At 40.1% G+C, this 17,337-nt stretch carries 13 protein-coding genes, 2 tRNA genes and 1 pseudogene; 9 read left to right on the top strand and 7 right to left on the bottom strand.

The features are described from left to right. Positions 1 to 42: 42 nt before the first annotated feature. The 6 genes from ACXM0J_RS06450 to ACXM0J_RS06425 form a co-directional block, all read right to left on the bottom strand. Entirely contained in the window at positions 43 to 942 is a 900-nt protein-coding gene (locus tag ACXM0J_RS06450; RefSeq protein WP_086376066.1) for a PGAP1-like alpha/beta domain-containing protein, read from the bottom strand. Positions 943 to 1,062: 120 nt separating this feature from the next. Continuing rightward, positions 1,063 to 2,484 (bottom strand): amino acid permease, encoded by a 1,422-nt coding sequence (locus tag ACXM0J_RS06445; protein ID WP_086264786.1) that lies wholly within the window; start codon positions 2,482 to 2,484, stop codon positions 1,063 to 1,065. Between the two features lie 128 nt (positions 2,485 to 2,612). Continuing rightward, a tRNA-Glu gene (locus ACXM0J_RS06440) sits at positions 2,613 to 2,688 on the bottom strand. Positions 2,689 to 2,713: 25 nt separating this feature from the next. After that, positions 2,714 to 2,789 (bottom strand) — tRNA-Ala (locus ACXM0J_RS06435). Between the two features lie 57 nt (positions 2,790 to 2,846). Then, positions 2,847 to 4,355, bottom strand: coding sequence for a glutamate--tRNA ligase (gene gltX / locus ACXM0J_RS06430; protein ID WP_086264787.1), 1,509 nt, complete (start codon positions 4,353 to 4,355; stop codon positions 2,847 to 2,849). 116 nt (positions 4,356 to 4,471) lie between these two features. Further along, positions 4,472 to 4,771 (bottom strand): hypothetical protein, encoded by a 300-nt coding sequence (locus tag ACXM0J_RS06425; RefSeq protein ID WP_016142869.1) that lies wholly within the window; start codon positions 4,769 to 4,771, stop codon positions 4,472 to 4,474. Positions 4,772 to 5,170: 399 nt separating this feature from the next. Between ACXM0J_RS06425 and ACXM0J_RS06420 the strand changes: the two are divergent. The 9 genes and pseudogenes from ACXM0J_RS06420 to ACXM0J_RS06380 all read left to right on the top strand — a co-directional run bounded on the left by ACXM0J_RS06420 (position 5,171) and on the right by ACXM0J_RS06380 (position 14,752). Then, positions 5,171 to 6,172, top strand: a pseudogene (locus tag ACXM0J_RS06420) (sulfate ABC transporter substrate-binding protein). Between the two features lie 230 nt (positions 6,173 to 6,402). Then, a complete protein-coding gene (rsmH, locus tag ACXM0J_RS06415; RefSeq protein ID WP_033848923.1) occupies positions 6,403 to 7,326 on the top strand; it encodes a 16S rRNA (cytosine(1402)-N(4))-methyltransferase RsmH in 924 nt (307 codons plus the stop codon). Further along, positions 7,326 to 7,658 (top strand): cell division protein FtsL, encoded by a 333-nt coding sequence (ftsL, locus tag ACXM0J_RS06410; RefSeq protein ID WP_086264788.1) that lies wholly within the window; start codon positions 7,326 to 7,328, stop codon positions 7,656 to 7,658. The genes rsmH and ftsL overlap by 1 nt, the downstream gene beginning before the upstream one ends. Positions 7,659 to 7,669: 11 nt before the next feature. Further along, positions 7,670 to 9,502 (top strand): penicillin-binding protein PBP3, encoded by a 1,833-nt coding sequence (gene ftsI, locus ACXM0J_RS06405; RefSeq protein ID WP_086264789.1) that lies wholly within the window; start codon positions 7,670 to 7,672, stop codon positions 9,500 to 9,502. 3 nt (positions 9,503 to 9,505) lie between these two features. Beyond that, on the top strand, positions 9,506 to 11,005 hold the full coding sequence (locus ACXM0J_RS06400) for a UDP-N-acetylmuramoyl-L-alanyl-D-glutamate--2,6-diaminopimelate ligase (RefSeq protein WP_086264790.1): 1,500 nt from the start codon (positions 9,506 to 9,508) through the stop codon (positions 11,003 to 11,005). 8 nt (positions 11,006 to 11,013) lie between these two features. Next, complete coding sequence (locus ACXM0J_RS06395; protein ID WP_086264791.1) at positions 11,014 to 12,414, top strand: UDP-N-acetylmuramoyl-tripeptide--D-alanyl-D-alanine ligase; 1,401 nt, start codon at positions 11,014 to 11,016, stop codon at positions 12,412 to 12,414. After that, the gene (gene mraY, locus ACXM0J_RS06390) at positions 12,415 to 13,533 is read left to right on the top strand and encodes a phospho-N-acetylmuramoyl-pentapeptide-transferase (RefSeq protein ID WP_002116751.1); all 1,119 of its coding nucleotides are present in this window, start codon (positions 12,415 to 12,417) and stop codon (positions 13,531 to 13,533) included. It begins immediately after the preceding gene. Between the two features lie 59 nt (positions 13,534 to 13,592). Next, positions 13,593 to 13,925 carry a DUF7709 family protein gene (locus ACXM0J_RS06385; protein WP_002116981.1) on the top strand — a complete coding sequence of 111 codons (333 nt, stop codon included), beginning with the start codon at positions 13,593 to 13,595 and terminating at the stop codon, positions 13,923 to 13,925. 2 nt (positions 13,926 to 13,927) lie between these two features. Next, positions 13,928 to 14,752 carry a putative RNA methyltransferase gene (locus ACXM0J_RS06380; RefSeq protein ID WP_086264792.1) on the top strand — a complete coding sequence of 275 codons (825 nt, stop codon included), beginning with the start codon at positions 13,928 to 13,930 and terminating at the stop codon, positions 14,750 to 14,752. Between the two features lie 15 nt (positions 14,753 to 14,767). Here ACXM0J_RS06380 and ponA read toward each other — a convergent pair whose 3' ends face one another. Then, positions 14,768 to 17,329 (bottom strand): penicillin-binding protein PBP1a, encoded by a 2,562-nt coding sequence (gene ponA, locus ACXM0J_RS06375; protein ID WP_139841463.1) that lies wholly within the window; start codon positions 17,327 to 17,329, stop codon positions 14,768 to 14,770. Between the last annotated feature and the right edge of the window lie 8 nt (positions 17,330 to 17,337).

Below are 17,337 nucleotides of genomic sequence, written 5' to 3'. Positions count from 1 at the left end.
CAAGCGATTAAAAATAACTCAAATTGTAGAAAATATATACATTTAGCCCTCATTTTTCTGAAAAGGTTCAATAATTGCCTTTATAACCGATGGATGTTGTAAATATCCTAAAATCTCATGTGGTTGGTGGGCAAAGGTATAAATTTTCTGATTGATAATGGCAGGATCAAAATTAAATGGGGCCTCGCATAAGGGAAAAGCGGTCAAAAAATCATCTTGAGAGTAAAAATTAAACCAGTCACCATGAATACAGGGTGGTCTAGAAATTGGATTCGGGAGCTTACTTTGAATCACGCGAAAAGCTAAAGGCGAAGCTAGGGTAATAAAACGCTTAACTGAGAATTGATAAGATGGATCTGATAATAATTGGAAAGCGATAACTGAACCAAGAGAGTGTCCCACCACAATATAATCTTCTTCTTCTCGCATTTTCTTTAAAATTCTTTGATGTACTTCCTGCATGAACTCTGGATTAGATAAATACATATAGGTTTCGATAAGGAATTGTTGAATCAAACTTTCATGCAGTTTAGGAAAGTTATTTAATAGAACAACTAGTTCTTTCAGTACGCGATCTTTAACTAATTGAGAAGTGAGATAAAGTCGTTCTGAGAAGCTTTGCTCAGCTTGATCGGTTGAGGGACGTAACAACGGAACAAATGGAGTGTGCTCTTTAGGTGGGGGATTACTTGGGTGTACGTTAATAGGGAAATAATTATTAAAAAATGATTTAGGTAACAACGTGTTAAGGTCTAATTGATTGCTTAATTGGTATTTGGTCATTAAGTCGCCATAAAATGGCATGTGAATATGAAGATCACGGATATTAACTCTGCAAGGCATTTGTTTTAGGCCGAGCTTAAACACTTTTAACCAATGCTCTTTCAAGCGATGTGCTGTGTAGTTTTGTTGATTCATCCCATGGATAAATATAATTTTCATTCTATACAAAGAATTGTTTTTAATATAAATTTTAATCTACCGTGGTCTGATACATAAAACCAGTATGTAGGCAAAAAAAAGTGTAGCTTTTTGCTACACTTTAATTGAATAACGACAGTTTTAGTCTTTATTACGATAAAAAATGAAATAACTGGCATAGCATAAAGCTGTGAAAATGAGACAGCCTACAAAGCCAGCTCGCATTTCAGGGTCTGCTGCCATACTTAAACAAGTAATAAAACAGAAAATAAAACCTAAAATTGGCACAATAGGAAATAAAGGCGCAGCATATTGTAAGTCTTTAACAGTATGGCCTGATTTATACCATTGGCGGCGGAAATTGAACTGGCTTAAACAAATGCTCATCCATACAATCACCATGGTAAAAGCCGCTACGCCAAGCAGATTCTTAAAAATAGTCTCTGGTGCAAATTGCTCTGATAGCAAACCTGGAATTGCTCCAAACATGGTTACAACTAGAGCAACGATTGGTGTTCCACTTTTTGATAAAGTCGCAAACACACTAGGTAGTAATTTTTGTTCTGACAGAGACCACATCATACGTGAAGCTGCATATAAGCCAGAATTTGCTGCTGAAAGTAGAGCAGTAATAATTACAAACCTAATAATGTCATCCGCATATGGAATGCCAATATAATTAAATACGGTCACGAAAGGACTGCTACTTACACCATCACCGCCTAGACCTGCGAGTTGGAATGGGAGTAAGGCGCTAATAACAATGATGGTACCTACAAAGAAAATAAGTAGGCGCCAGATCGCGGCATTAATCGCTTTTGGTACATTTTGAGCTGGATCTTTTGTTTCGCCAGCTGCTACACCAATTAATTCGGTTCCTGAGAAAGCAAAGTTAACAATTAGCATGGTCGTAAAAATAGGAATTAAACCATGAGGGAACCAGCCTTGAGCTGTAAGATTGCTAAATAGTGGAGCAGTCTGGGCACCATGGAATGGAATTAAACCAAAAATTGCTAATAAGCCAAGAACAATAAAAGCAATGACCGTGACGACTTTAACAAGGGCTAGCCAAAACTCAGACTCAGCAAAAATACGCGTTGAACTAATATTTAAGCCAAAAATAGTAACTGCAAAAATAATTGTCCAAATCCACATTGAAATCTGAGGGAACCATTCTTGCATGAGCAATGCTGCGGCTGTGAATTCTGTTCCAAGTGTTGCAGTCCAAGTTAACCAGTACATCCAAGAAATCATATAGCCTGTACTTGGACTAATGTATTTTTTGGCATAGGCTCCAAAAGAACCTGAAACAGGCATGTGTACAGCGAGTTCTCCTAGGCAGAGCATGACCATGTAAGCGATCGCGCCACCAAGAATATAGGCAATAATTGCGCCAATAGCTCCAGTTTGTGAAATGACTTCCCCTGAACCTAAAAATAGACCAGTTCCGATCGCTCCGCCCAGTGATAACATCACAAGGTGGCGAGTACTCATGGCTCTTTTTAAAGGTGCAGTACTGTTCTGATGCTGATGAGCATCTAGTTGTTTGTCAGATGGCTGCATATTACACATTGAGAGAATTAAGAAAGACGCTATTTTAGATAAAATAGACAAATGTGCAATCTAGAAAGAGATAAAGAATAAACAGTAAGGTGACGATAGAGTCTTTTAATAATTTTTAAAGCAGAATATGGCGTCCCTACGGGGATTCGAACCCCGGTTACCGCCGTGAAAGGGCGATGTCCTAGGCCTCTAGACGATAGGGACTTAATGAGGCAAACACAAAGGAGCGTGGTGGAGTCAAGCGGGATCGAACCGCTGACCTCTACAATGCCATTGTAGCGCTCTACCAACTGAGCTATGACCCCAGTTTGTGTGAGCGCAATCTTAGGGTGAATGCGCTCACACGTCAACAAAAAAATGAATTAAACTTCGCTAGTTGCGTCATTTTTCGGCAATTTTAAGCTCTCATTGAGTTTTTCCCAATTTTTAACTTCTTTCTTGCTTGGTCCGCCTACAATTTCTAGGGCATGACGTAAGCGAGCGAAAGTTAAATCAGGTCCAAGCGTAACCATTGATTGCATCACTGGGGTCGAACTCGTTGAACCGGCGATTGCAATAAAGAACGTTGGCATGAAATCACGTAATTTAATGCCCATCTGATTCGCAAGATCCATTAGGGTTTGGCTAACGGTGTCATTATTCCAAGTAAACTGACCTTCAAGACGCCAAATTGCAAATTGTAAACTTTGACGAACTTGCTCTTGAGTCAATTTTTTACTTTCAAACATTTCAGCAGTAATTTGTGGCATATGGTTAAAATAGAAACCAGCCCAATTTACAGCTTCTGAAAGTAAATTAATACGTGGTTGAATAGCGGCAGCAATATCTTCTAAAGTGTTGCGATCACTCTTCCATGTTAATAAACGGTCTAATAATTGGCCAGGTGTTAAACCTTTGATCCATTGACCATTTAACCAATTCAGTTTTTCAACATCAAAAATTGGTCCACCTAGTGATACACGCTGAATATCAAAGTTGTCCATCATGTCTTGTAATGTGAAAACTTCTCTTTCATCCGGCATTGACCAACCCATGCGGCCTAAATAATTTAACAAGGCTTCTGGTAATACACCGATGTCGCGGTAGTAGTTAATTGATGTCGGGTTTTTACGTTTAGATAGTTTTGATTTATCAGGGTTACGCAACAGTGGCATATGGCAAAGTGTTGGCATTTCCCAACCAAAATATTGGTAAAGCAACTGATGCTTCGGTGCAGATGGAAGCCATTCTTCACCACGCAATACATGAGTGATTTCCATTAAATGGTCATCAACAACGTTAGCCAAGTGGTAAGTTGGTAAACCATCTGTTTTTAGAAGGACTTGCATATCGACTTGTGCCCAAGGAATTTCAACTTCTCCACGTAGCAAGTCATTAAATTTACAAACACCTTCTTCAGGCACTTTCATACGAATGACATGAGGTTCACCTGCTTCAAGACGTCGAGTCACTTCTTCTTGAGAAAGTTTTAAACCGCGGCCGTCATATTTTGGTGTTTCGCCACGTGCCTGTTGTTCAGCACGCATTTGATCAAGTTCTTCTGCTGTTGCGAAACAGTAAAAAGCATGACCTTTTTCAACAAGTTCTAATGCGTATTGCTTATAAATTCCCATACGTTCAGATTGGCGATATGGCGCATGTGGGCCACCTACATCTGGACCTTCAGACCAATTCAGACCTAACCAACGTAATGAATCCAAAATCATTTTTTCAGATTCTGGTGTAGAACGAAGTTGGTCTGTATCTTCAATCCTTAAAATAAATTCTCCGCCATGTTGTTTCGCAAAACACATGTTAAATAAAGCAATGTAGGCTGTGCCAACATGAGGAAAACCGGTAGGGGAAGGTGCAATACGAGTACGAACTTTCATAGATAATGGGTCAGAATAAAAATTGAAACTATTATAACGAAAAAGCCCAGTATTCTGACGTTTTATTTAACGTCAGTCTGGGCTAAGACTGAAACGAAGAGGGGATGTTTCAGATTTTAAGAAGCATGCGGCTGAAAGATTGCCTGAACAAAACGTGAAAAACGTTCGTGTTGTGCAGCAAGAAAATTTTGGGTTGGAGTAACGCGAATAGTATTAAGAACCTTAAGCTCATCATTTGTAGAAGGTAACACGATAGGGTTACGTTTCTGCTGATCTAAAGCTTTTTCAATAAGCGAAGTTTGCTTATCTGAACCTGTTTTGTTTGGAGTGTCTTTAAGTACTGCTGCTGCAGAAAACTGTGATGCTAAACCCAGCACCAAACTTAAGCTTAAAGCTTTTCCATAATGAATTTTCATTGTTAATCATCCCCTCTGTTCATTACATTTCATCTATTTTTTGAGTTTAACAAAATGTAAAATTACGGTAATGCTACGATTTAAACATAAATATTAATAAAAAAGTGGAACTGTGTCACACTTTTTACAAAATTTACCTATATTTTAAATTGGTCGACTCAAATGTAGACCATATGTATCCTTTACACTTCATTATTTAACAAATTAATGTGTAGATAAAGTGAAGGTCCTAAATAAGTTGTAAGAATAATTACAAAATTTTTCAAAAATGAAATAACTTAGACATTTTCAGCTATATATCTAAAAAAGATTAATAAAAAAGATATAAATATAAGTAATTGATTGTAAAAAATAAAATTAAAAATATAGTTAAACTAAAACGAATGATGGGTTTTGTAAATGAAAAAAATATCAATAATAGCGGTCGCTTTATATATGGGAATAGCGACAACAGCGGCTCAAGCAGCTACCTCTTTTTTAAATGTTTTTTATGATCCGACTCGAGAGTTTTATCAAGAATATAACCAAGCATTTGGTAAATTTTGGAAACAGCGAACAAGGCAAGATGTTTAATTTAAACAGTCACATGGTGGATCTGGTAAACAAGCCCGCGCGGTAGCCACAGGACTTGAAGCTGATGTAGTAACGCTAGCGTTAGCGAATGACATTGATGAGATTGTGAAAGCTGGGTTTATTCAGCCGAACTGGCAAAAAGAATTCCCAAATAATTCTGCCTCTTATACGTCAACTGTCGTGTTTCTAGTACGAAAAGGTAACCCGAAAAATATACGCGACTGGAATGATTTAACAAAACCAGGTGTGGAAATTATCACCCCTAACCCTAAAACAGGTGGTGCACCGCGTTGGATTTATCTCTCTGCGTGGGGATATGCTTTAAAACAGCCGGGTGGAAATGATGCTAAGGCTCGAGAGTTGGTGAAAAAGCTTTATCACAATGTGAAAGTTCTAGATTCGGGAGCCCGTGGTTCACTTACGACATTTGCCGAACGTGGCATTGGTGATGTTTTGTTGTCTTGGGAAAATGAAGCTTTGTTGGCGACGAAAGGACCTGATAAGGATAAATATCAAATTGTTTATCCATCAATTTCAATTTTGGCAGAACCATCTGTAGCGATTGTAGATAAAACAGTAGATAAAGATGGAAACCGAACCTTGGCAACAGGTTATCTGAACTTTTTATATTCACCTTTAGGCCAAGAATTGGCTGCTAAACATTATTTCCGTCCGCGGAATGCTCAAGTGGCTGCGAAATATGCAGCGCAATTTCCAAAAATTAAATTATTTACCATTAATGATGTGTTCGGTGGTTGGGCTAAAGCTCAGAAAACTCACTTTGCAAATGGTGCTATTTTTGATCAAATTTATGATGGAAAGCAGTAAATAAAATGATCTAAAACAATAGTCCAAAAAGAAAACTTAGAAGTTAAATATTCATAAATAAAGCAAGCAAACTTAAAAAAGTGAGCTTTCTTTATTTTTTTGCTTAAAAAATGCTAACAAAACGGTTTTATCTATGAAAAATTAATATTTTCCTACAAAAAGCCGTTTGGCGTTGATCATAAACAAGGTGATAATGTGCAGTTACATTTTTACGCAATGATTTAACACCTATGTCGCATATTTCTGTCTTACTTTTCGAGACCGTTGAGAGCTTATTGGCAGATCGCACAACAGGGGTGTATATCGATGCAACCTTCGGACGAGGTGGGCATACACGTTTATTGCTCTCAAAACTTGATGAAAATGCACGAGTATATGCATTTGATAAAGACCCTCAAGCTTTGGAAGTTGCGGCTGCTTTGGCAAAAGAAGACCCAAGATTTACCATTATTCATGCCAGTTTTGCTGATATTAAAGAAAAAATGCAGGAAATTGGTGTGATGAGTGTTGATGGCATTATGGCTGACTTAGGGGTGTCATCTCCTCAACTCGACCAAGCTGAACGTGGTTTCAGTTTTATGCAAGATGGTCCTCTAGACATGCGAATGGATAATTCTAAGGGGTTAACCGCAGCTGAGTGGTTACTTGAAATTGAAGAAGAACAATTAGCAAATATTATTTATCAATATGGCGAAGAACGTTATAGTCGACGTATTGCAAAAGCGATTAAACAAGCTGGAAAACTAGATACAACAGCCCAATTGGCAGAACTTGTTAAAACAGCTCATCCAAAATGGGAAAAGCATAAGCATCCAGCAACACGGACATTTCAGGCAATTCGTATTGCTATTAATAAAGAACTAGATGATATTGAAGTATTTTTACCACAAGCTGTAGACTTACTAAAACCAAAAGGGCGTTTGTCTGTGATTAGCTTTCATTCTCTTGAAGATCGCTTGATCAAACAATTTATTCAAAAAGAATCGACTTTGGCAGAAGATATTGGCTGGGGAATGCCACAGCAACAGGTAGATACAAGAAGGTTAAAGAAAATTTCACGGGTTCGTGCGAGTGAAGAAGAAGTAAAAGCGAACCCACGTTCACGTAGTGCATGGCTTCGGGTTGCTGAACGCTTGGAACAAAAAGGCGCGTAATGAAAAGCAGTGATGAAATTGAAACCACTGAAAATAAAGTGGTGAAAAAAGTTGTGGCATACACCGTATTAGTGGTGCTTGTTTTTATCAGTGCCATGATGGTGGTATTTCAAGTGTTTGAATATCGTCATGATTATAGAGAGCTTAGCTCTTATATGCGTGAACGTGATGATCTCAATGCTGAATGGGGACGTTTGCTTATTGAGCAACAAACCTTCGGTGCAACAGCACAGATTGGTACGCGTGCTGTAACCCAGCTACGCATGTTTTCGCCACCTGCTGCAGAAACGGTGGTAATTTCTTTACCGATGACCTCAGAGCAAAATAAGTAAGGCCTTGCTGTATGGTAGATAAGCGAACAAAGCAAACACGGAAAAAACAGCAGTCTATTTCGGAAAAGCCAACTCTTGCCTTCGATATGTGGCGGTTTTATCTGCTATGGGCAACAGTACTGCTCTGTTTTGTTGTTTTAATTGCACGTGCATTTTATGTGCAAGTGATTAATAAAGACTTTTTGCAAAACAAGGCCAATGCCAATATTTTGCGTACTGAACGTATTGAGGCAATGCGTGGGGTTATTAGTGACCGTCATGGCGTGCCTTTGGCCATTAGTACGCCTATTATGAAAATTGTCATTGATCCACGTGATTACTTTGATACCAAGCATTTATATGACGAAATTACAGCCGAATTAAAAAAAGATCCAAATAATCGTAAGTTAAAACGACAATTACCAGATAAAAACCTAAACCTTGATGAGTTGGCGGATGTGGTTGGTTTAGATCGTGCAGATCTAAAGAAACAGATGAATGCACGTCCACGTTCTCGTTATTTGGTTTTGAAAAAAGAAGTTCCGCCGCAACAGGCAGATCTTATTACAAAGGGTAACTTCCAAGGCGTTTATGCCGAGAAAACATATAAACGTTATTATCCTCAACCGCAGCCAAATGCTCAGATTATTGGTTTAACCAATAGTGAAGGCCAAGGGATTGAAGGCTTGGAAATGCAGTTGAATAAACAACTGTCTGGGGTAGATGGCGAACAAAAAATTATTCGTGATAAACGTGGTAACCGCTTAAAAGTTTCAGAGGTTATTCGTGAGGGTGAACCAGGCGAAAACATCACTTTAAGTATCGACTCTCGTTTGCAATATATTATGTACCGTGAGTTGACTGCTGCTGGTGTTGCAAATAACGCTCGTTCGGCGACAGCAATTGCTGTTGATGTTAAAACAGGCGAAATTCTGGCCATGACCAGTTGGCCATCTTATAACCCGAATGATAAAAACGGTTTATCTAATAAAGATGCCATGCGTAACCGCGGTGCGATTGATATGTTCGAGCCAGGTTCTACCATGAAGCCTTTTACAGTTTCTGCTGCACTCGAAACTGGACAATATACGCCAAATACTATTGTCAACACTTCGCCAGGTTCAATGCGTTTAGGCTGGCATACTATTCGTGATACGCATAATTATGGTGCTTTGACTGTCAGTGGCGTAATTATTAAGTCATCAAACGTGGGTTCAGCAAAAATTGCGTTGTCACTTCCTAAGGAAACATTACCAAGCTTCTTTAACCGTGCTGGCTTTGGTAAACGTTCTGCTGTGAAGTTCCCCGGTGAAAGCTCTGGTTTAGTACTTCCTGTAAGCAAATTAAACTCTTCCCAAATTGGTACCATGGCTTATGGTTATGGTCTAAATGCAACTATTCTTCAGTTGGCGCAAGGCTATGCAATGCTTGCAAACCATGGGGTAAAAATGCCTCTAAGTTTGCATAAGCTCGATCAAGCTCCTAAAGGTGAGCAAGTTCTTGCTCCAAAAATTGCTGATCAGGTTTTGCTTATGCTTGAGCAAGTGACGATGCCAGGCGGTACCGCAAAGCAAGCTAATATTCCAGGTTATCGCGTTGGTGGTAAAACAGGTACGGCTCATAAACTTCGTGCAGACCGTAAAGGTTATTCTAATAATGAATATCGTGCTTTATTTGCAGGTGTAGCTCCGATTAGTGATCCTCGTTTAGCGGTTATTGTAGTTGTTGAAAATCCACAAGGCCGTTATTACGGTGGTTTGGTTGCGGCCCCTATTTTTGCACGCATTATGCAAGAATCATTGCGCTTAATGAATATACCGCTTGATAAGCCCCTTGATACTCCAGAAAATCCTATTCGCAGGTAAGCTATGTCTGTTTCTTTCCAAGAAATTAATCCAGTCGAGATCGATGCACAGTGGTCTAAACAGCCTTTTCAAGGCTTTAGTTTAGACAGCCGTAAGGTTGCGTTAGGCCAGATCTTTATCGCTTTGACCAGTTATAGCCAACCTGAAAAAACACGTGCTTTTGCTGAGTCAGCTTTAGCTAATGGTGCTCTTGCCATTATTAGTGAGACTGAGTTGGGCGTAGCAAATGAGTGGGTATGTTCTGATGTACGTCAACGTATGGGTGAGTGGCAAGAACGTTATTTACAGCATATAGATCCCGTAGCACCAGTGCGTATTATTGCAGTGACTGGTACAAATGGTAAAACCACAATTTCGCGTCTAGTGGCTGAATTAATTAGCTCTCAACAACAACGCTGTGCTGTGATGGGTACTACAGGCAATGGTATTTTACCAGACTTAACACCATCAACTCACACTACGCTTGATGCTTTACAACTGCAAAATGCATTACATGATTATGCAAAACAAGGTGCGACTTTTGCTTCTTTAGAAGCAAGCTCACATGGTTTAGAACAAGGTCGTTTAAATGGTTGTGCGATTGAGATTTCTGTTTATAGTAATTTGAGTCGTGACCATCTGGATTATCACGGTACTTTAGAGGCTTATGCAGAAGCGAAGGCTCTTTTATTCCGTTTTAGCTCTTTAAAAGTAGCCGTTATTAATTTAGATGATGAGCATGCTACTCTCATGATCAATGCAGCAAAGCAAAATCCTGCTCAACCGAAAATTTTAACGTATTCACTTACTCAAAATACTGCTGATTATTATATTACTGACCTGAGTTACAGTTTAGCAGGGGCGACATTTAATTTAGTGAGCCCGCAAGGTTCTTTTGCTGTGCAAAGTCCATTGTTAGGGCATTTTAATGTCGAAAACTTGGTTGCAGCTCTTATTGCTACTGAGCAAGCAGGTTTTGATTTAAAAGCGCTAGTAGCTTTCGTTCCTGAGCTGATTGGTGCCCCAGGTCGAATGCAAGTTATTCGTGATGGTGAGCGTTTATTTGTTGTTGATTATGCACATACACCAGATGCATTAATTCAAGTGCTTAAAACATTAAAACGTCATGTTTCTAATCAACTTTGGGCTGTATTTGGGTGTGGCGGGGACCGTGATCGCGGTAAGCGTCCACTCATGACTCAAGCAGCTCTGGATGGCGCAAATCCAGTTATTTTGACGTCGGATAACCCTAGAACAGAAGACCCTGAACAAATTTTTGCTGACATGAAGCAAGGAATCGATTTTTCAGGGCACCGTATGCATGAAATTCATGACCGCCGTGAAGCAATTAAATTTGTTGCACAGCAGGCTCAGGCTGGTGATATTGTTGTGATTGCCGGTAAAGGACATGAAAATTATCAAGAAATTAATGGCGTACGTCACTGGTTTGATGATGTTGTTGAAGTGCGTTCTGCGATTGATGCACAACATCACACTGTAGACGCTGCTTACCCTGCACAATAGGACAAATTATGCATACTTCAACCACCAGTACCGTGCCTTTGGAACCGTGGACAGCTCAACAATTACAACAGGCAACACAGGGCTACTGGCATAAAGACCAAATCCCTCAAACTGAAATTAAACGTATTTTGACGGACTCTCGTCATGCGGAAACTGGGGATGCCTTTTTAGCACTAAAAGGTGAGCGTTTCGATGCGCATGATTTCGTTGCACAAGTTGTTGCAAATGGTTGTCAAATAGCTATTGTTGAACGTCCGCTAGATGTAGATATTGCACAACTCGTTGTTGCCGATACCCGATTGGCTTTAGGGCAACTCGGTGCTTATCGCCGTGAGCAAAACTCACAATTAAAGGTGATTGCCTTAACGGGAAGTAGTGGTAAAACTACAACCAAAGAAATGCTGGGAAGTATATTGTCGCGCTTAGCACCGACACTAATCACCCGAGGCAATTTAAATAATGACCTTGGTGTACCAATGATGTTGCTAGAGCTTCGCAAGGAGCATCAATATGCGGTGATGGAGTTGGGTGCAAGCCATCAAGGCGAGATTGATTACACATCAAAACTCGTTCAGCCTCATGTTGCGGGCATATTAAATATTGGTACAGCTCATTTAGGCGAGTTTGGTGGTCGTGAAGGTATTTGCCGCGCTAAATCGGAAATTTATCGTCATATTTTACCAAATGGCGTTGCAATCGTGCCAAAACAAGATGACTTCACTGCTGAGATTGTTGATGCTGCAAAAGCTCATCGTATTTCTACATTTGGTGTAGGAGGTGATGTCTATGCAACAGATGTGGAATTGTTGCCTCAATCAACGAATTTTAACCTTCATACACCGCAAGGTAGTAGTGCAGTTAAGCTTCCTTTTGCGGGGGAGCATAATGTTCAAAATGCGACCGCAGCTGTAGCTTTTGCTTTAGCAATTGGTATTGGACTAGAAGATATTGTCCAAGGTTTAGAGCAAGCTCAGGGAGCCAAAGGTCGTCTTAACTTTATTCAAAAGTCACCTTACTTATTTATTGATGATACCTACAATGCCAATCCGACTTCTATGCGCGCTGCTGCACAAGTATTGTTACAGCAACAAGGCGTAAAAGTGATGGTCATGGGGGATATTGGTGAGTTAGGTGATAGTAGTTGGCAAGAGCATCATGATTTAGGTCGTGATCTTGCTGAGCTTCCTTTAGATCATATTATTGCGGTGGGGCAATTTGCTTCAGCGGCTCTCGAGGGTGCAGACTCTCATTCTAATAAAGTGAAAGCATTTCAGACACAAGCTGAGGCGCTTCCATTTTTAATTAATCTAATCCAAACACATCAACCCCAGTCCATGAGTTTCCTGTTTAAAGGTTCTCGCTTTACTCATATGGAAACGTTGATGGCTGATTTGATGGAGAAACTTTAAATGCTGTTATGGTTGTTTGAACAACTTGCGGGCTATCACAGCTCGTTTCAGGTCGTTCGTTATTTAACATTACGTTCTTTACTCAGTGTACTAACTTCACTGACCATTGGTCTGGTCCTCGGCCCGATCATGATTCGTAAATTACAAGCGTTAAAATACGGTCAGGCAGTAAGTTCGTTTGCTCCTGAAAATCATGCTAAGAAAATGGGTACACCGACGATGGGTGGGATTTTAATTCTGCTCTCAATTGGTATTAGTACTTTGCTGTGGGCTGATTTGTCTAACCCTTATGTCTGGATTGTGCTTGGTGTAATGGTTGTGTTCGGTGCCGTAGGCTGGGCAGATGACTGGATTAAAATTCGCTATAAAGACAATGCGGGATTACCTGCACGTAAGAAATTTTTCTGGACTTCTGTTGCATCGCTGGGTGCTGGTATTGCGTTATATTTAATCGCAACTCAACAGTCCAATGCAGAACATACCGCAAACATGCTGGATTTATTGATTCCATTTTTTAAGAATCTTTCAATTCCACTCTCAATTGTTCCGTTAGGTTTGGCATTTATTGTATTTACCTATCTGGTGATTAATGGTGCTTCTAACGCTGTTAACTTAACAGATGGTTTAGATGGCTTGGCAATCATGCCGGTTGTCATGGTAGCTACGGGCTTAGGCGTATTTGCTTACTTGTCTGGTGACATCCGTTTCGCTAACTACTTACATATTCCATATGTGAAATATACTTCTGAGCTTGTAGTGATCTGTTCTGCCATGATTGGTGCAGGTTTGGCATTCCTTTGGTATAACGCGCATCCTGCTCAAGTATTTATGGGTGATGTCGGTGCTTTAGCTTTAGGTGCGATGCTTGGAACAATTGCAGTTATGGTTCGTCAAGAAATCGTATTTGCAATTATGGGCGGTGTATTTGTAATGGAGGCAGTATCTGTATTTTTACAAATTGGCTCTTTGCGTATGCGTAATAAACGTGTGTTCTTAATGGCGCCGCTGCATCATCACTATGAAAAGCAGGGCTGGAAAGAAACGCAAGTTGTGATCCGTTTTTGGATTATTACAATTATATTAGTAGTTTTAGGTCTAATGACTTTAAAATTGCGATAGATCTTATTTTAGTGTCAATATAAAGCCAGTTCTACTGGCTTTTTTTATTGGAGAGGTGAATGACAAAAGTTGCTGGTCTAGACCAATTATCTGTGATTAATCAAAAAGTAGTTGGAGAGGGCGAAGTATTACCTCAAGTTGTACTTAAAGATGGAAGTCAGGTGCAAACAGGAACTGTAGCGACAATGCTGCACAATATTGAATTATATAATGCAGGTCAAAGAGGACAAATTGAGGAAGAGCTAAAGATCGCAATTCCAACTTTAGTCAAAGTAGGTCTGTTTGATTTGTTTCAGGTAGATGAATGGATTAATGGTACAAATGCAGGTCGCACCTTTGTTGGACTACACGCAAAGACTTATTTACAACAAAAAGAACAAGAGAATAATTAAAAGTGGCTAAGCAAATTTTAATGTGTCCTGTGTGTCGTCAGTCCCTGAATTTAACTGAACGAACTTGGCGATGTGAGCAAGGACATAGTTATGATGTAGCTAAACAAGGCTATGTCAATTTACATGTGGTGCAACATAAACATAGTAAAAACCCAGGGGATACACCCGAGTCAGTAGATGCGCGACGAGCTTTTTTGCAAAGTGGTTATTATCAGCCTTTACAACAGGCTGTAGTCGCTTTATTAAAGCAACTAGATGTAAAAGCAATACTCGATATCGGATGTGGTGAGGGCTACTATACAAGTGCTATGCAGCAAGTCGTTGAGCAGTGTGTTGGTGTTGATATTGCAAAAAATGCGGTACAGCGCGCAGCAAAGCTCAACACTGAAGTAACTTGGGTGGTGGGAACAGGAGCAACTTTACCTGTGCTAGATCAGAGTATGGATGTTTGCACCAGTTTATTTAGCCCGATTCCGCAAGCCGAAATTGCGCGTGTTTTAAAAGAAGATGGTTATTTAATTGTTGTTACGCCTGCCTCTGAACATTTGTATGCCATGCGTGAAGCTCTTTTTGAACAAGTGAACCCTCACACACCAGAAAAGTTTGTAGAGCAGCTGCAAGATTTGTTTGAGTTAAAGCAAGAGCAAATTATTGATGCCCCTTTTGTGCTCGATCAACAAGCCCTAAAAAATCTGATTGCTATGACGCCTTATGCCTATAAGGCTTCTCCCGAGCGTCGCTTGCAGTTAGAGCAACAATCGCAATTAGAAGTAACGGCGTCTTTTCAAATTTATGTTTTTCAGAAACGCAATAAAAAAGCCATCTAACGATGGCTTTTTCTATTATTCAATCTGATTAATCAGATTTTCTAGTTCATCTTTTTCACGCTTAGGCACAGGCTCCTGTGAAGGTTTTATAGCAGGAGGTGCAGCTTTAGATGGAATAACAATTTCTTCACCTGGTAAATCGGAAAAGTCATTGTCATTGCTCAGTTTTGGTTGAGGCGGTGCTGGACGATAGAGCGGACGTGCCAGTGGTGGAGCCGCACGATAAGTTTTCTTATCGCCTACTTCAGTAACGGTTTGTTGTTTGTCACGGGAAATAGGGCCTTGAGCATCTTTATCTAAGCGAACCCAAGCTGCTGGCGTACCTTGCAATGCTTGCCCCATAAAGTTAATCCAGATTGGTAATGCAGCAATACCACCATATTCACGGCGACCAAGCGTAGTCGGTTGGTCAAATCCAACCCATGCTACAGTCACTAACTTGCCGTTGAAACCTGCAAACCATGCATCTTTTGCATCATTCGTAGTACCTGTTTTACCACCTAAATCACTACGGCCAATTTTAAGCGCAGCACGACCTGTACCATGCTCAATTACATCACGTAAGATGTTCGCCATATCGTAAGCAGAGCTTGATTTTAAAATACGTTGAGCTTGGCGATATTGACTGTTGTTTTTATCAGTCTGTTTAAGATTAAGCTGCTTAGCGGCCTTTTCGTTCTGCTCTACGTCTTTATTTGTAACTTCGATGACTTCATCATCGGTTGTTTTAGCCTTTTGCTCATCATTTGTTGTGTCAGGCGCGTTAATACATGGAATACATGCGTATTCTGGTTTAGCTTCATAAATGACTTTGCCATAAGCATCTTCAATACGTTGAATGAAATGCGGTTGAACACGGTAACCGCCATTTGCAAACGTTGCATAACCAGTTGCCATCTGAATTGGTAGTACTTGAGGAGTACCTAAGGCAATGGTGTAGTTACGTGGAATTTGGTCTTCCTGTAAACCAAAATCCATAAATAACTGACGAGTACGTTCAATACCCACTGTTTGTAGAAGTCTTACTGATACGGTATTACGAGACAAATACAAAGCACGACGTAATGGGATCATGCCTAAGTAACGGCCATCAGAGTTTCGCGGTGTCCATTTGCCAATCGTAATAGGGCTATCATTCACCATGCTATACGGTGTCATGCCTCTTTCTAATGCTAAAGCATAGAGGAAAGGCTTGATTGTAGAACCCGGTTGACGCCAGCCTTGTAAGGCGCGGTTAAATTTTGATTGGTAGAAGTTATAGCCACCTACAATTGCTTCAATTGAACCATCATTCGGGTTAATTGCAATGAGTTGACCTTGAACTTTTGGAACCTGAACTAAAGACCAAGCTGTTTTATTGTCATTTGGGCGTAAACGAACAATATCTTTAACTTTAACAATTTGAGATGCACGTGAAGGAGCGCCACCTACGCTATTTGCGTTGCGATAGGGGCGTGCCCATGACATGCCTGACCACTGAACAGTAACAGTTGAGCCATCTTGCATTAATGCTTCAAAAGAGCTGCTATTTACCTTAGTGACTTGTGCAGGATAAGTGTTGGCATATGCTCTAAATTCACTTAATGGTTTGTCATGTGCTTCTGCACCACGCCAGCCATGGCGACGGTCATAAGCTTCAAGGCCATCTTGCACAGCTTTTTCTGCAATCGCTTGGCGTTTAGCATTAATTGTTGTGTAGACTTTATAGCCAGAATCAATGGCTTGTTCACCAAAATGCTTTACAAGTTCTGAACGAACCATTTCACCAGCATAGGGATGAATATTATTTAAATCCCGATTGGGCATGTTTAGGTTAATCGGTTCTGCTACACCTTTTTGATATTCTGCTTGAGAAATATAACCCAGCTGTAACATACGGCCTAAAATCCAGTTGCGTCGTTCGAGAGCGCGTTCTGGATTAACTACAGGGTTATATTTAGATGGTGCTTTGGGCAAACCAGCGATCATCGCCATTTGAGCAATGCTGAGCTCATTAATGCTTTTGTTGTAATAAATTTTGGCTGCTGCTGCGATACCGTAAGCATTTTTTCCTAAGAAGATTTTATTCACATAGAGGCTGAGAATTTCTTCTTTGGATAAATTTTGCTCAATTTTTCGAGCCAAAAAGATTTCGGTTATTTTACGCTTTAGGGTTCTTTCTGGACTCAAATAATAGTTCTTTGCAACTTGCATAGTGATTGTTGAACCACCAGTTTGCACATCTGAACCCGTCACACTTTCGCTCAAAGCACGACCTAAACCCTTAAAACTGATCCCGCTATGTTCAAAGAAAGAAGAGTCTTCTGCTGCTAAAAATGCATGAATAAAAGCAGGAGGGATTTGTTTGTATTCAACAGGAATGGAAAGCTTACCACCGTACTCGGCAATCAGTTGATTGTCTGAAGTGTAGACCTGTAATGGTTTTAAAAGGGGAGCTTTTTTTAGTGAACTCATTTCTGGAAGCGATGGGGCGATATAGAGATACATGCCATAAAAGCCCATCGGAAGTGAGACTAAGATAATAATAATGATCAAAAAAATTGGACGCACGAAGCCCAAACTGGATAGCTTTTTCATGATAAGTA

This window comes from Acinetobacter sp. GRABPA_MV_2 (genome assembly GCF_056725885.1).
This window is presented reverse-complemented; position numbering and strand designations above follow the sequence as displayed.

Excerpts from the sequence above, each read along its gene's own strand:
- gltX (WP_086264787.1), bottom strand. The coding sequence starts at position 4,355 with ATGAAAGTTCGTACTCGTATTGCACCTTCCCCTACCGGTTTTCCTCAT.
- ftsI (WP_086264789.1), top strand. The coding sequence starts at position 7,670 with ATGGTAGATAAGCGAACAAAGCAAACACGGAAAAAACAGCAGTCTATT.
- rsmH (WP_033848923.1), top strand. The coding sequence starts at position 6,403 with ATGTCGCATATTTCTGTCTTACTTTTCGAGACCGTTGAGAGCTTATTG.
- ACXM0J_RS06445 (WP_086264786.1), bottom strand. The coding sequence starts at position 2,484 with ATGCAGCCATCTGACAAACAACTAGATGCTCATCAGCATCAGAACAGT.
- ACXM0J_RS06400 (WP_086264790.1), top strand. The coding sequence starts at position 9,506 with ATGTCTGTTTCTTTCCAAGAAATTAATCCAGTCGAGATCGATGCACAG.
- ACXM0J_RS06385 (WP_002116981.1), top strand. The coding sequence starts at position 13,593 with ATGACAAAAGTTGCTGGTCTAGACCAATTATCTGTGATTAATCAAAAA.
- ponA (WP_139841463.1), bottom strand. The coding sequence starts at position 17,329 with ATGAAAAAGCTATCCAGTTTGGGCTTCGTGCGTCCAATTTTTTTGATC.
- ACXM0J_RS06450 (WP_086376066.1), bottom strand. The coding sequence starts at position 942 with ATGAAAATTATATTTATCCATGGGATGAATCAACAAAACTACACAGCA.
- ACXM0J_RS06395 (WP_086264791.1), top strand. The coding sequence starts at position 11,014 with ATGCATACTTCAACCACCAGTACCGTGCCTTTGGAACCGTGGACAGCT.
- mraY (WP_002116751.1), top strand. The coding sequence starts at position 12,415 with ATGCTGTTATGGTTGTTTGAACAACTTGCGGGCTATCACAGCTCGTTT.
- ftsL (WP_086264788.1), top strand. The coding sequence starts at position 7,326 with ATGAAAAGCAGTGATGAAATTGAAACCACTGAAAATAAAGTGGTGAAA.
- ACXM0J_RS06425 (WP_016142869.1), bottom strand. The coding sequence starts at position 4,771 with ATGAAAATTCATTATGGAAAAGCTTTAAGCTTAAGTTTGGTGCTGGGT.